General features: G+C 64.1%; 9 protein-coding genes and 4 pseudogenes. 4 read left to right on the top strand and 9 right to left on the bottom strand.

Annotation, left to right across the window (positions count from 1 at the left end; all coding sequences use genetic code 11):
* The coding region (locus tag AC07DW_RS30885; RefSeq protein WP_478860974.1) for a transposase at window positions 1–247 on the top strand (247 nt) is incomplete at its 5' end.
* A gap of 225 nt (window positions 248–472) precedes the next feature.
* Here the strand turns inward: AC07DW_RS30885 and AC07DW_RS30880 are convergent.
* The 6 genes and pseudogenes from AC07DW_RS30880 to AC07DW_RS30855 all read right to left on the bottom strand — a co-directional run.
* Window positions 473–1,058, bottom strand: a pseudogene (locus tag AC07DW_RS30880) (IS110 family transposase); the annotation flags it as partial.
* A gap of 430 nt (window positions 1,059–1,488) precedes the next feature.
* Window positions 1,489–1,644, bottom strand: a pseudogene (locus tag AC07DW_RS30875) (IS110-like element IS110 family transposase); the annotation flags it as partial.
* An 814-nt stretch (window positions 1,645–2,458) separates the two neighbouring features.
* Entirely contained in the window at window positions 2,459–2,791 is a 333-nt protein-coding gene (locus AC07DW_RS30870; protein ID WP_478860973.1) for a histone-like nucleoid-structuring protein Lsr2, read from the bottom strand.
* A 2,146-nt stretch (window positions 2,792–4,937) separates the two neighbouring features.
* Window positions 4,938–5,339 carry a DUF6009 family protein gene (locus AC07DW_RS30865; protein WP_478860972.1) on the bottom strand — a complete coding sequence of 134 codons (402 nt, stop codon included), beginning with the start codon at window positions 5,337–5,339 and terminating at the stop codon, window positions 4,938–4,940.
* A complete protein-coding gene (locus AC07DW_RS30860; protein WP_478860971.1) occupies window positions 5,336–6,856 on the bottom strand; it encodes a DNA primase family protein in 1,521 nt (506 codons plus the stop codon). Before AC07DW_RS30860 ends, AC07DW_RS30865 begins: the two co-directional genes overlap by 4 nt.
* The gene (locus AC07DW_RS30855; RefSeq protein WP_478860970.1) at window positions 6,853–7,953 is read right to left on the bottom strand and encodes a bifunctional DNA primase/polymerase; all 1,101 of its coding nucleotides are present in this window, start codon (window positions 7,951–7,953) and stop codon (window positions 6,853–6,855) included. The genes AC07DW_RS30860 and AC07DW_RS30855 overlap by 4 nt, the downstream gene beginning before the upstream one ends.
* Window positions 7,954–8,436: 483 nt before the next feature.
* Between AC07DW_RS30855 and AC07DW_RS30850 the strand changes: the two genes are divergently transcribed.
* Both AC07DW_RS30850 and AC07DW_RS30845 read left to right on the top strand, forming a co-directional pair.
* Window positions 8,437–8,607 carry a hypothetical protein gene (locus AC07DW_RS30850; protein ID WP_478860969.1) on the top strand — a complete coding sequence of 57 codons (171 nt, stop codon included), beginning with the start codon at window positions 8,437–8,439 and terminating at the stop codon, window positions 8,605–8,607.
* Between the two features lie 33 nt (window positions 8,608–8,640).
* Window positions 8,641–9,231: pseudogene (locus AC07DW_RS30845) on the top strand (helix-turn-helix domain-containing protein); the annotation flags it as partial.
* Here the strand turns inward: AC07DW_RS30845 and AC07DW_RS30840 are convergent.
* From AC07DW_RS30840 to AC07DW_RS30830, 3 genes and pseudogenes are all read right to left on the bottom strand, one after another.
* Window positions 9,212–9,487: pseudogene (locus AC07DW_RS30840) on the bottom strand (IS630 family transposase); the annotation flags it as partial. The pseudogenes AC07DW_RS30845 and AC07DW_RS30840 overlap by 20 nt on opposite strands.
* Window positions 9,488–9,914: 427 nt before the next feature.
* Entirely contained in the window at window positions 9,915–10,112 is a 198-nt protein-coding gene (locus AC07DW_RS30835; RefSeq protein ID WP_478860968.1) for a hypothetical protein, read from the bottom strand.
* Window positions 10,113–12,774: 2,662 nt separating this feature from the next.
* Window positions 12,775–14,052 carry an IS701 family transposase gene (locus AC07DW_RS30830; RefSeq protein WP_478860967.1) on the bottom strand — a complete coding sequence of 426 codons (1,278 nt, stop codon included), beginning with the start codon at window positions 14,050–14,052 and terminating at the stop codon, window positions 12,775–12,777.
* Between AC07DW_RS30830 and AC07DW_RS30825 the strand changes: the two genes are divergently transcribed.
* The coding region (locus AC07DW_RS30825; RefSeq protein ID WP_478860966.1) for an ISAzo13-like element transposase-related protein at window positions 14,014–14,407 on the top strand (394 nt) is incomplete at its 3' end. The two genes, AC07DW_RS30830 and AC07DW_RS30825, sit on opposite strands and share 39 nt — an antisense overlap.

Below are 14,407 nucleotides of genomic sequence, written 5' to 3'. Positions count from 1 at the left end.
CCACGACCGGCTCGCCCCGTTCTTCCACGACGGGGTGTTCGTCGCGCACCGCGGCAGCCCCTGGCAACGCGGTACGAACGAAAACACGAACGGCCCGCTCAGGCAGTACCTGCCCAAAGGCAGCGACCTATCCGTCCACACGGCCGACGACCTACAGGCGATCCAGGACCGCCTCCACAACCGACCCAGAAAGACGCTGGGACGGCGGACCCCGGCCGAGCTATTCACCGCCGCTCTGACAGCATGAGACCTGCAACGTTGCGACGATCGTGCGAATCCGCCCACCTCGTGGAACGACCCGTACCGGGCCGCCTGCTCATCCGTCAGGAACTCGACCGCCACAACAGCTCTCCGAAGATCGAAAACAACGCCCCACGAAGGCTCCGACGCCCAATCACCCCAGGTCAAAGCGCCAAACAGTCCAGCGAACCCTTAGCGCACGATCTGACACGGATGTTCCTCAGACCCCATCTCGGAGGCGTGCGGACTCCGCTTCGATGCCGCGCTGGCGGCCGGCCTTCTTCAGCAGCGAGCGCAGCTGGGCGCGGGTGAGCTCGGCTGCCTGATCGGGAGTGGGGGCCGCGGCCAGCACGGCGCGGGCGATGCTGCTGCTGATCCCTTCGCGCTTGTGCTGGAAGGCAGCGAGGAAGCCGGGGAAGTATTCGCGCAGGTGGGAGCGGAGTTTGTTGCCTGCCTGGGGGCGGTCCCAGACCGCGTCCTGCTCGGCGCGGGCCAGGACGGCGACTGCTTGGGCGAGCTCGCTGTCGCCGGGCAGCGGCCGCTGGGCGGCTTTGTCCGTGCGCAGGATGTTCGCGAGCACCATCGCGTCGAGGTGGTCGGACCTTGCGGGTGACAGTGTGGCGGTCGCGGTAGCGGGGCGGCGGCCATCGGGCCGGGGCGTTCGCGGTGTCGCCGTGGGTGGTGAAGAGCTCGAGAAGCTGGTGCAGGCCGTCAAGGTCGTCGGTGATCCGGGCCCTGGCCAATAGAGTGCCCTCGTGGTCGACCAGGGCGACGTCGTGGTGGTCGCTGGCCCAGTCGATTCCGCAGGTGACGGTCATCGTGTCGTGTTCGTCCTCTCTGTCGGGGCGTGCTGCTGGCCGCAGCCGTGCGGTGCGGGGGCACGCGTCTCCCTAATGGAAGGGCTCGATGGCCCTGCATCCGATCAGCCGTTCGTGACCCCAGCGGCCCGCAGGGCCCTCGGGCTGCTCCAGAGCTCGGCGGCTCCAGGCGTGGTGAGAGGTGACCCCTGGGGGCGGCTCGGACCACAAACCTCAACGATCTGATCATCGGACTGGGTGCGATCGTCGTGCGGGCTCGTGATGCCGGACGGTCCCGGAGGCCGGCTCTTGACCAAGGGATCCGGTCCCTGGGGGTGTGTACGGCTTCTCCGGAACCGGCCAGCACCACGAGTGATGCGGGGCCCGCAGCCTCTTTCAGGGCCTCGACGGAACGGGGTGCGCCTGGCGGTGCCCCGCATCACTGCCCATTAGGGCGTGCCTCCTGCAGGGCGTTGATCTGGGCTTCCATCGCCCGGCGCTGCTCGTGGACAGCGGCCAGGGAGGGGATCACGATATCGAGGGTGCCGGTGCCGGGGACGACGACCGTCTGCTCGTCGAGCGCGTCGAAGACCTCGCCGATCAGCCGGGGATCCAGATCCACCACTACCTGATCGACGGCTGCCTCGCCTCGGCAGGCCTGGCCATCGATCCACCGAACCCACCCTGCAAAAGTCAGTAGGGGGGCCCGATGCCGAGCCGGGCTCGGTGCCGGACATCACAGCCGCCCGCCCACATTGCCTGCCGACCCCGCACAGAGCGGCCGCCGCCGTGCTGCCCGTTCTCGCTCCACGCCGACTTCCAAGGCGCCGACGCCGACATCTGCCACCCGTTCAGCAAGCCCCGCAATGGCTCCCGCCCGGAGCTTCACCCCGGCACCTGCACCACGCTCATGCGGGAGCACGGGCCCTGAGCCAGCGAACACACGGCAGGACAAAAAGCTGACGCCCTCAAGCACGTCACCCTCACCCCACCACATCGGCGCCACAGCCAAAGCCCGCCCCATCCACAACATCGCTGGCGATGACCTCGCTCGTTGAGACCTCACTGGACGCACTCTCGCCCACGGAGAGTCGCTGACATCGCGCCGCGGCAGCTCCTGGACGGCATACCGTCACGGGCGTGCTGGATTGTGAGGTGACAGCCTGGCCTCACCCTTCGCCGGGTTACCAGCCCGCTGCGGGAGCCGGCAAAAGCCATTGCGAGGCCACGAAGAGAGAAACGGGGGCTCCAGGATCTGATACGGGTTAGGCGGGAACACGCGCAACCCTGCTCGCTGGCGTGAGGCAAACATGGGCCAGGACGCGCGTCGGCGCGTACGTTCGACTGGCTGGACACGCCCCTTGCTGCTGTTAACTAAAACTAGCCCCCGGCCGGTTGGCCAGGGGCTATAGGGGAAATCGTCAATGAACAGCTTCGTACGCTTCTCGCACCTCAGCGGGGACGCGTCCGCGCTCGCTCACCACGTACCCGTTGATCTTCGCCCACTCCCGAATGTCACTGGCACTCGGACTATTAGTAGGCCTCGGGGACGTGCCCCTGCGCCGACGAGGGCCACCCACTTTGCGCCCCGCCTTGATGTACGGGCCAAACGCATCAGCCATCTTGTCGTAGCTGTCGGAGGTTAGATCAATCTCATACTGGACTCCATTGAGGGAGAAGGTGTGCGTTGCGCCCTCCGAGGTTTCTTCACCGGTGATGTCGTCAACGAAGATCGTCACATGCTTCTGGGCCATAACCCGGATCATACACCGATTCATGGCGTCCGTAAAACCGGTTGATTCGAAGGCGGAAGACACGTACAAGGGAAGGATCTTCCCGCATTTCGTCACGGGGTCTGTCACTGAACAACACGGCGACCATAAGTAGTCAAAGACCTGGAAGGGATGTTCACTACAGGCGGCCCAACGCGGGGGGAGCCGTTGGTAGTGTGAGCCCGGGTGCTAGAGGTCCATTCGGTGTCCCTACCCGGGGGAGACCGGTGGACGCCGATTATAAGACGCACAGAGCCGGCACCGCACGAGGCTGGGCGATTTCGTAAACTTGCACCCTCTTATCAAAGTTAAGCATTTCGAGCATGCTTGCGACATGCTTTTCCTTTGGACACGCCGTAGTCTCCGTCCATCGCCCAAACGGTTGACGGCTGGGTCGAGCCCCCCGGAGCTGTGTCAAGTGCCGCGCCGCATTCGAGACTGTATGATCAATTAGGACAACTCCTCTCGGGGCGGGGGCGACAGCGGCTCGCTGGTACCCTCCCGAGCCTGTACACACTTAGCCAGAATAGCGGCGAGGCATAGAGCGAAACACCGCTTGTCTTATCGCCACTTCACGGAGGAGCGTCAGTTTGGATGGACGCCCAGCCACCAAACGGTCTCGTAGAGGCTACGACAATCATAGCTTGCAGCATCGTCCTTCGACCAGCTCTGTGTTCAATCTGTCGGTACCTTGCGCCGAAGTGATCTGCGCGTTCCGGGGTGGTGCAGATAAGGTCTATGTCGCTTTCTCCCGCTGCGTCTTCTTCGTCCTGTGTCTGGGCGGGTGAGATGGTGGAGGAGATGGCCTGGACGGCCCGGTTCTCCCGAAGCTACGGCGAAGCCGGCGTCGCGCAAGCGCATTGATGGCCTGCTGGGAGGGGTTCCCCTCGGCCCTCTGCCTTTCATACCAGGGCTTCGAGGGGGCAGCATCGGGCGGCGCCCATTAGGGAGTGTAGGTAGCCCGTAACTGTCGGCAGTAGCGTCACGGTCGGCGCATGCTGCCGCTATCCGCCCGTAGATGCTCATACGAGGGCTACCTTCTTCGTGGGTCCGCCAAGCCATTCGTAGGGTCGTCCTCGAGGCATCCCCCACCGGCCGCCCGGTTTCTCACGACGGCCTGCCGCTGATAGGAGCCGCGAATAGCGCGTCAAACATTGCTGAGTAGGACCCCGCTGGCAAGGTCGTTTGGGATCGCAGAGCAGGTGAACGACTAGAGAGGCCGGTGGCCCGGATCGGGCGGCTACAGACCTTGGCAAGACGCACCACCATTGCGTGCTGCTGGACGCGGAGGGCAAACGGCTGCTCTCGCGCCGCGCCGGGGGGACGAACCGGAGATGTTGGCCTTGCTGGCCCGGCCGTCTTCGCCTCCGCGCCACGGTGCAATCACACGCCCGATTGACCTTGTGACCTGCCCTTTTCTCCGCCTCGGGGGACGGGTCCACGTTCACTGGTCTCCGTCACGAAGAAAGCCGTCGCACCTCGCACGGGGCTACGTCCTCGCGAGGCTGCAGGCCTGCGGCCGCAGTACCGCCAGTTCCTCGCGGTCACGGCTGGTCAGACCATGCGTTCACCCGTTTCGACCGGGACTGACGGAGCCAGTCGCAGACCGCTGCCACGGTCGGACCAAAGTCTGGGGCGACCTGGCGGGGCGACCGGTCAGCCCGCTGGCACAGCCTGACGATCGCGGCCTGGGACGTCGGCGTCAACGAACAGCGAGAACATTCCTTTCTTCCCCATACACCCCACAATGAACACCATCCCTCCGGGGGCGGAACCCCTGACCTCAGATGTCCGTCAAAGCGAGACACACCCAAGCCGGTGACTTGAGGCGTCTTGTCGGGTGTGGTGTACAAGGCCAGGTCAGGTCTAGGTGCTTGGCAGGGGCACAGTTGGTTCGCAAAGAGCTCGTGCAGCCTGCCTGGCCGGGGGCTCAAGCCCGGGAAGCGGAACTGAGGCTGGCAAATTTGGAGCGATAGGCAGTCCGGACGGCCTCGCGGGGGGAAAGACGGTCGTCGAGCCCCTCATCACGGGCCCCCGTGCGGCCGCCACCGCCCGGGGGCTACTGCGAGCTGCCACCTTGCTTACACCGGCCTCCGGGGGAAAAGTGCCTCTGGGGACACGCGTCCACTCACAGAGGCAGCGTTATCCCAAGTTCTTGCATTGCCGGGGAAGGAGGCCCCCCCTCCGAACGTTGGGTTTTCCGTCCTCTGCTGCCTGCTGTGAGGGTACGAGGGTCAACAGCCTCAGCCGGGGCCCCGGTGGCGTACAGACCATTAGGTGCCGTGTCCCGGTCATGCGGGAGCAACCAAAAAACTCGCCGACGAAAGGTTCCCGACGCCCGGGAAGCCTTAGCCCTAGGTCCTAGGGTAGCGTAACCAACCATTCGGCCGTCTCGGAAGTAAGCGGGTCTACCGCCTCGCGTCGGCAAGCGGTCCAGACTCTGACGCACGTAATCAAGTTGGTGGATGTCCTCCAGCCACACCAGCTCAGTTTCATACTTGATCTCGTCGTCGCTGATCAACGCACTCATGCCATCTCCTCATCGGCGAGCAGCCCAATGCCGGGATAATACTTCCGAGAGTTGGACAAGATCATTTCTTTAGGAGACGACAAGCCCACAAGCTCCCTTGCTCGGGCGGCGAAAGCGCGGCTAGAAACGGGCGGTGCACCCTCACCCTGACACCAAGTCCGGTACGCGGAATATAGGCTTGCTTGCTCCGTGCGAGAATCTGGGTTCAAAACACATAGCTCGTCAAAGAACCGGCCTGTGTGGTCCTCTGTTTCGGCATAAGCGGTAGTTGCGATGCGCACTTTGCCTGGGCCGGCAAGATCTTTCTCCCCGCCCAGATAGCGACGGGCTCCATCAATAAGCCAATTAAGAATTCCCGGCCCCTCCTCAGCGACTAGGATATCAGCTAGATTGTCAATCTTACGATCGTCGGAGACCGTGCGTTCAAACGGAATCAGCCTCATGCGCCGCCAAAACGCAAAACCTCCGGTACCCACTTCAGGACGGTGGTTTCCCAACAGCCACAGCTTATGGGTAGGCTCAAAAGAAAAGAAATCCTGTCTCATGCGGCGGGCTTTGATTCGGTCTCCGCCGGTCAGCAGCTTGACCCGTGCTTCATCGAATTTGTCGCCTGGTTTTACCTCCGAGCACACCACCACTCTTCGCCCATGCAACTCCGCAAGATCGGTGGGATGACCCTCGTAAGGGCGGGACATTAGAAAACCGGGGGGGGCAGCATCTGCGTAATCTCCCAGAATTTTCATCAGAACGTCAAGGAGGACAGACTTGCCATTTTTGCCGGCGCCGAACAAGAATGGCATCACCTGCCCTCCGACATCACCAGTGATGGAGTACCCCAACAATAGCTGCAAAAACCCGATCATTTCAGCCCCCTCAGCATCATCACCGAAGGTGTCAGTCAGAAATCGATGCCATCGGGGAGTCGGGACCGCAGCCGGGGATGTCGTGGTGGAACGCGAATGAAAGTCCTTATTGGGGTCAGGCGCACGCAGGAGACCCGAGTGCAGGTCAACAATTCCAGCCGGCGTACACAAGGCATAGGGATCAGAATCAAGCAAAGCAGCGTTGAGCACCATGCCCGGTGCTGACTTGGCCTGGGCGAGCATCGCATTGATACCTGACGTACTCAGAGCACGCTTGCGATGCTTTCTGAGCGATTCTGCTGTGTAGAATCCGCGTGGATCTGTAATGGCAATATGCTCACCCAAATCGCCAGCTGCCCACAACACGGCATCGTCCTCGTCCATCTGCCAACGGGTGGTATCCCAGCGGTACCAGCCAAGCCCGGGCACATGCCGGAAGTCAGACGCGTACAAGTGGACAAACAGCTTTGCATTTCCGCGATCTGTAAGTGTATCGGGAAGGAGCCCGTGTGCAGACGCCTGTCCACTATCGGCAACGGCGGGTGAACTTCCCTGAGCTGGCAAAGGGGGTGCCGAGCTCGCGAGAATCTGAGCTGCCAAGGCCTGGGCGTCGAAGTCAAAGAGAACGTTCTCACCACCTGATGGCCTAGTCACAAGCGGCTCCCTGGATCGAGGGGCCGCAAGGCCCCGGCGCTCATGCCGCTTCGAATGATGCGTGCTGCTTCGCTTGTTTTGCCTGGGCGCGCGGCAGCGGCAATTTCAGCAAGAGCACTTTCGGCTGCTTCCTCACTAAGAAAACCAGCCGAAACGAGACCCCCTGCAGTGTACGCGGCCCGGTTGAGTTTCTCCGAAAATCCAGCTCCCTCTGACACCGCAGAGCAGGCAGCTAGTTCTGCTAGAACCGTTTCGAGCACTTTCCCGCCATAGTGACTTCCGCCCGCGTTAGCAACTGCTTGCCTTGCTCGGGCGGGAACGGGCCGAGGGGCTGGAATATGAGAAGCTGGCAAATGGCCCGTTCGTTCGAGTTCACGTGCCAGCCAATCAGGGAGGGCGGCAGGCATCCGCGCTGCTCCCACCGGCGTGTATGCCCCTGCAGCAGTTCTGGTACCTGGGGCCACGATATAGCCACCGTGGGCTCGAACGTCCACTTGCCATGCCAAACCGCGGTTAGAGCCAGTAGAGCACTGCCACCGACGGAGATCAGTGGCCCGATACCAGATGTGCAAACCGCCCGAAGGGGTACGCACGCGCAGCGTTGTGGTGTCATCAGCGGGATTAGGTCTACCTCTGAGAGCGGCCAAAACGGCTAGGGTATGGAAGCCAGATTTAACGGCCGAGACGTCAATGTGTGGTGCAACAGGGATACCGGGCAATAGCTTGTTGGCACTGGGAGGTTGTCCCCCGTGAGCATCGACGTCGATGACGATAAGATTGGCCGGCCCGCAGGAAACACCAACGCCAAACTGCGGGTGACGTCCCCACCATTGCAAGATCCGAGCCATATCGAGAGTCGCCGCGTGGAAACCGTGACACCAGCGGCCCGCTGAGCGGCAGATGCACGTTTCACGCTTGTGGCCAGCTGTTCGACAGGCTTCGCAATTCGAAGCAGGGGTCTTCCTTCCAGGTGTTAGAGGGTGGACAGGCCAGCCCCGGCTGGCGCACCAACGAGCGACAGTCAACGGCTCAGCGAGCGAGGCGGGAGGTCGAGTCGGCCCGGAGTCGCCATGGGGTACCTGCAGCTCAGCATGCATGCGACTCCCCCCTCAGCGACTCAAGCGACTCAACGACACACACAGCCTAGCGAAAGAGGACTCGCGGCAGAGCCACCCGCAGGGCGGCGCGGCGGACGGATCAGCTACCGAAGACAAGCACCAGCTACCCAGCGACTGACGACACCTCCAGGACGACGCCAGGAAAACACCAGCTCAGCATGCATGCGACTCCCCCCTCAGCGACTCAAGCGACTGACGCACTCTATATATAACGCACACGCACATACCTCGTCTGGTTATATACGGGAGCCTTGAGTCACTTCAGTCGCTGAGCCTCTACTTGGAAGTGCGGTGACCTGCGGGTATTGCAACTGCTCTCGCTGCGTCTCGGTCGCTGCGTCTCGGTCGCTGCGTCTCGGTCGCTGCGTCTCGGTCGCTGCGTCTCGGTCGCTGCGTCTCGGTCGCTGCGTCTCGGTCGCTGCATTCCGCATGGGCGACCACGTTTTCCCGGCTGGAGCGAGCATGGAGATGGTGGCAGTCAGCGGCGCGGATCTCGATCCTGTCGTGATGTGGCAGGTGCTGAAGGCGGAGATCGTCCCGCACGATAAGAGCCAGGCCGCGTCCAGGCTGGCCGGAGAAGCTGATTGGGCCTGCCGCGATGAAGCAGAGGCGGAGATGCGTCGCTGTTACTGAGGCTTTTTGGTCGTCATCGGGTGGTGACGGTTTCTGAACCCTGCGGTCTGCCGGTGGGCTGAGTATGCGGAGGGTTGGGGTCTGCTTGCTGAGCGGCGGGCTTTTTCGTGAGAGGATCCGGCTGCAGGTCGGCGAGCGTTTCGCGGCGGGTGAGAACTGGGTGATCGCGAAGGACCTGCGGGTGAGCCCAGTTCCCCTGCTTGGGGAAGAGCTCGGCAAGGGCCCATCGGCGCATGGCTTCGACGGTCAGCGGTGGTCCTTGGCGCCCGGGTCCAGACAGTGATCCGCCGTCCGTAGAGGCTGAGCTTGTCGGTCGCGGCGGTGTGGCGGCTGCTGAAGCCGCCCGTTCAGGAACCCCCTGCTGCAGGAGGTCGGCCCCGGCTCGGGCGACTCCTCCAGCGGCGGCGGGAACGGGGGCTCGCAGGAGCTTTTCCTGGCGGGACTACCGCGGCCTGCTGGTGTGGGCCCACATCAGTTCGATGGCCCCCGATTCATGTGGTGTGGCACAGCCTCAACACCCACCTGGCCGCTGGGCTAAAACGGTACGAGGCCGAGCAGACTGGCTTACCATCGTCCGGCTCAGGCCCTATGCACCTGACCTGCCCCGTCGAGGCCGTCCGGTCCTGTAACGGCACAGGGCGGCGACCGAGGTCCGGCGGCGGGCCCTGCCGCGGACTCGGATGACAGGAGTGTGTCCCCGTCGCCCCAGGTGCGGGCAGGGGGCGGCGTCACCGGGAAGCCGGCTTTCGTCCTCGAAGACGATCCAGGTCCCTGACTCCGACGCGAGCCTCCCCGGCCACACCTCCTTCGTCCGCAGTCCCACCCCGCGCTCGCCGCGTTCGGGGGCTCTGCGTGCCGGTGCCTGCCAAGACCATCCGTGTCATGCCGCTGCTGCCGCGGTAGCCCGGTGAGGAACTGGTGCTGCCGACGTGTCGCAAGGCGGTGCATTCCAGCCCCGAGCTCCCCGATGGTGCGGTGGACCGGGACGCGTACGCGGTGACCAGTCGCCGGCCAGCTTTCCGGCGACCACGTCCCGCAGTCCTGGGTTGCGCCGCAGCAGGCAGGGCCTGGGCCGCCGGGCGTCGTCCCAGGCCCGGCCGTCGGCCGTGGCGGCCCGGTACTTCTTCCGTCCTCCGTGCCGGCCGGCTTCCCGGCTGACCGTGGACGGCGCACGGCCCAGCTGGGCGGCGATGGTCCGGAACGACTCCCTGGCGCCAGGCCGCTGGAGATCTCCTCCCGCCCGGAGAGCGTCAAAGTGCGGGGTGTCAGGGTGCGCGGGGCGGGCACGAAGCCGCCGCTGGCGGCGATCAGCCGTGAACCGATCCGGGTACCCTGCCCTGGGCACGGCCGATGTCACTCAGCGGCTGCCCCTCCTTCCAGCGTCGCCACAACTCGCGCTTCTGCCCGCCCGTCAGCCCTGGCCGCACCTCCGGCACCTGTTCTACCTGGGGTGTTGCACCGACCGGCTGAATCCAAGGCGGCTTTTTCAGGAAAGCGTTCTTCATCTCGACTTCGCGAATGCGGCATTCAAGTTCTCCAACCGGGCACGCTCGCTAAATCGGCGCCGTCGGGCGACTCATGTTGCTTCTTGCGCTTCTTCGTCCAGCCTCGGAGTGTCTCCGGATTTGATTTAAGATCTCTGGCTGTTTCGGTGCTGAGTGGCGCCGCTTTCGGTTCCTCGTTTCCTGCTCACCGCAATCCTGTTGGATCCGTGTCCGGATACTTTCAGGCACCTCCAGGCGGGAATTGTTCCTGACTTCCGCAGGACCTGGCTCCGGCTCGCCCGCAAGGCATCGAATCATCCCCGAGGCCTGGGACGACTGCTGGGTCGTGGCTGCCGCGCTGGGAGGAGTGGGGGCAGGCGGTGCCGTCCCAGTTCTGCTCCGGCGCGGGAGGCGCCATCCGGTGCCGCTGCTGGCGCCGGGCGGTGCGGACGCCGCCGCGCCGCGCTGGCTGGTGGCGGACACCCGGCCCCCCTGGTGGGCGGGCCAGGGATACCCTTCCCCGGCTGTCCAGCTGCCGACGCCTCCCCCTACGAGCGCAAGTCGGAACGCTTCCGCGCCTTCGTAGCCATCGCCCCGCCCCGCAAAGGGCCCCGCAGACCTGGGAAATCGTCTAAAGGCAAGAAGGCGCACTAGACTTCAAGCTAAAGTAAACACCCGGCCATAAGGGTCGTAGGCGCATGAGATCTTCGCAGGATTTGAACTGCCACACTTGGAATAATCCGTACCTGACAGTGCAAGATAATCTGCCGAGAGGGTCACGAGCGTACCATCGTCCGATCTGTAAATCAAGTATGCGGCATCTCGACTGAAATCAGTTTGAACATCGAAATAAATGTGCCTGCTATTTTGGGCCTCTATCTGAAGTGGCGGCTTGGTTCCAAAATCATGTGGAGCCCAACTTTTGATCAAAGTCAGATTCTCCCCGCTTCGGTTTTGGATTCCATACCCGTTAGTGCAGCACCACTGAAATGCCTCTCGCTCCGTTTCCCGTGGCGCCTTCGCCACGGCCTGGCCGGATACCCCCCCGACGAAATAGGATAGCAGAGCGAATACGCTGGACAGCTTCAACAGTACGTTATTACGCATTGGTTGCCTTTCTTCGTTTACTTGCCCCTTGGGCCCGTGCATTTTTTGTCACGTGGCGTCTTGTAGGGATGACCTGGTTGCCCATGCCGCCCCCCGGGGTAGGCGCTTCTTATCGATCATCTGATCGTTGGCTGACGTGTCGTCAAGTGTTGCCGGGTGGGGATTGAGCCGTTGCCAGCAGACCGGCCCCCGGCAGGGGGCGTTATCACCGGCAGCTCTAGGTGATTGCTTTCAAGAGCGGGTGGGCCCCGTGAGTTTCCGGGAGGTCTCGGCTCATGGGAGGACGTCTCCCCCGTTTGCTCAACTGGGCAGGCCGCCGGACCGGGTACGCGTGTTTACCGCCCCACTGCGTGCCTCGATTGCCGCTGGCCTGGGCTGCCACGCAGCGTCCCCCGCCCCGAGCCCGAGTACCCTCGCCTGTGCGTCCGCCTCAGTCCGGCAGCTACGACACCACCGCGCTCCTCTAGGTCCTCAAACAGCTCGAGTGTTCTGCTGCCGCGGCCCCGGGTGGTGCTAGTCTGGGGCGGACTGTCCGCTTCCCGGAGCCGGGCCGTACTTCCTGGGCAATGGGGGCCACTGGCCTCCGGGCCCGGTATGGCTGTTGCCCCCTGTCGAGCGGATGCCCTGGGGGTGGTGTCGCCGCCCCGGTGGGTGCCGTCGGAGACGCTGATGAGAGACCCGGCCACCGCCCGGCCCGGCGCAATGCCGGGCAGAAGCATGGTCGGCAGGTCTCCTAAACGGCGTCCCCTTCCAGTGCGTTCCGACCGTTCTGAGAGGGGAGGGCCCCCTCGCCGTGGTTCTGCAGCTCACCGAGCAAATCAACCACCGCCCAAAATGCCCGAGAGGCCCGCCATCTACCTCGCCACCCTCCAGTCCGCAGGTGGCTGGCCGGTCCGCGAGGTGATCCGAAGAAAGCGCCCTGGTCGAGAAGCGACATGCTCTCGGATCACCCACGCGAAAGGCAGCTACCGAACATACTCGACGAGCAGAGGGGGCCAGCCGAACTGGAGAGCGATGTGAAGTCTGTCCCCCGGTCCAGGGGGCTTCAAGGCGAGCCCAGGAAGCAGGCCCGTAAGCATGGGACACAGGGTTGTTCCAACCGGTGCAGGGATCACACTTTGACAGAGGGCATTGAGGCCCCGGGCTGCGCCGGAAGAAATCATCCCGTAGATAACCACTGTGGTTTCGTGGTCAAACGTATACCCCATTTCCTGTCCGGCAGAGAGGCCAGTCAACTCGGGGGCTGCAATCGCCCTCGGAGCTTGCGCAGGAGCATATGCAACAGCAGCGGTTGCACCCGATATGGAAACAACCCCACACAAAGCTGCCGCTACGGCAAGACGCTTGTACATGTGCACGTGTGTTCCTTTCCATGCATACGGGAGAACTCCCGGAGGTGTCGAAGTCTTGAACCCCTCCGAGGGCTTCTGGTCTTGTTTCCTGTGCCCCACATCACACCGGAGTTGTGCGGACTGTGGAACCCTCCAAAGGGACCGCCCACAGTCCTGTCATTCGGAGGAGCAGGAGCACGGAGAATCGGTCAGCGCGATCAAGTGGCTGTCCCTCTGCAGGTTCGTCACAGTGATGACGATGATGGGCAGACGCCTGCGCCCGTCTCCGGGACGGGGCGTTTTGATCTGGGGGCGGGAGCGGCATCCACCGCTACGCCGCAGACATTCACCGTGGCCTCCTGGCCGTTGATCACATGGCGACCAGGAGTTACCCGTTTCCCGAACGTGGAGCAGGTACGTACCGCCACCAGCCCGTATCCGCCGGACTTGAGCTGGTAGGCCGTAATACTGCAACCGCATGTGGGGGTCGTCGCTCGGCGTTGGTAGTGGCAGCGGCGGGCTCGGGCCTGGCGGCGTCGGAAGTGTGACCAGCGCAGTCGATGCTCGTTGATGTGGCAGCGGGGCGTGACGGCGACGTGCCCGGTCATCCGGCGGGTCTCCGGGGCGCTTGAGGTCTTGCTCGTCATTTTCAGCGTCCCTTTTGCGGCTTCTGCGGCGTGGACGGCCGTGAGGTACGGGAGAGCGGCCATGGCCAGGGTGATGTGCCGGTACCTGGCCCGGAACAGGCGTACCTGGTAGTGGCCGGGCCCGCACTCCCCCTTCGCGGTCTGGAAGCACTCCTCCGCCTGCCAGCGGGCGCCAGCCGTTTTGACCAGGTCTTTCAGCCGGGAAGCGACGGGGCCGCAGCAGACGTAGCAGGAAATTCCGGTGGGATCGGCAAGGCTGCGGCGGGCCGGCACCCAGTGCCCGGATCCCCCCTCCCAGGACGGTCGAATGGCGACGCGGGTCCAGTGGCAGATCCGCTGACCGTGGGCTCCGGCGCCGGCCGGGATCCGCTTCCACGCCTGCTGGGGCAGCGCGGCGATCAGCTCGTCGGCACGCGCGTCCCGGCCGTTGGCGGTGATCATGGTGTCGTTGGCCTTGGTGGCCAGCACATATGCCGCCTCGCGTTCCTCCAGCCCCACGCGGAAGTGTGTGATCTGCCCGTATGCCTCGTCCGGTGACCCAGGCGAAGGGCCCCCCTTGCGTCGATGGCGCGTTGCCGCATCCACTTGAGGTGCTCGGTCTTCGTGGCGAACGGCACGTCGTCGTCGGTCCCGGCAGCGGTCCTGGTCATTCGTCCATGACTCCGGGACGTACAGTTCCCGGTCGATCAGTGCCCGCCCATTGGCGGAGGCGTAAGCGAGGAAGGTGCCGATCTGGCAGTTCCCGGTGCGGCCGGGGGCCTGTATTTCAGTTACTGCTCGGTGAAGGGGTCTTGGCGGGGAGGTGTGACTGCGTGTGCGGCTGCTCAGGCTTCGGTTGTGGCTCTGAGGGCGAAGTTCGACCAATTCCTTCCTCATCTCGATGAGCGTCGCCGGCGGATATACCTGGCCAGCGAAGGTGCCGCGCTGGGCCACGGCGGGATCACTGTGGTGGCGGCTGCTTCGGGCGCCAGTGCGGCCACCGTCGCACGCGGGATCGCCGAGTTGTCCAGGCACCCTTTGCCGACCGGGCGGGTCCGGGCTCCAGGAGTCGGCCGCAAGCCGCTGACGGTCACCGACCCTGGTCTGCTGCCCGCGCCTGGAGCTCTGACCGAGCCGCACACCCGGGGCGATCCGGTCTCGCCGTTGCGCTGGACCACGCTCTCACTCCGGTCGCTGGCCGCTGCGCTGACCATGCAGGATCACCCGGTCAGCGCGGCGACCGCCGGACGCC

This window comes from Streptomyces sp. NPDC045701, from assembly GCF_056432045.1.
The sequence above is the reverse complement of the archived record's forward strand: the minus strand, read 5'-3'. Positions and strand labels throughout refer to the sequence as shown.

Coding starts and splice junctions, on each gene's coding strand:
- AC07DW_RS30870 (WP_478860973.1), bottom strand. CDS start 2,791: ATGGCCCAGAAGCATGTGACGATCTTCGTTGACGACATCACCGGTGAA.
- AC07DW_RS30865 (WP_478860972.1), bottom strand. CDS start 5,339: ATGAGTGCGTTGATCAGCGACGACGAGATCAAGTATGAAACTGAGCTG.
- AC07DW_RS30855 (WP_478860970.1), bottom strand. CDS start 7,953: ATGCATGCTGAGCTGCAGGTACCCCATGGCGACTCCGGGCCGACTCGA.
- AC07DW_RS30850 (WP_478860969.1), top strand. CDS start 8,437: ATGGAGATGGTGGCAGTCAGCGGCGCGGATCTCGATCCTGTCGTGATG.
- AC07DW_RS30835 (WP_478860968.1), bottom strand. CDS start 10,112: ATGAAGAACGCTTTCCTGAAAAAGCCGCCTTGGATTCAGCCGGTCGGT.
- AC07DW_RS30830 (WP_478860967.1), bottom strand. CDS start 14,052: ATGAGGAAGGAATTGGTCGAACTTCGCCCTCAGAGCCACAACCGAAGC.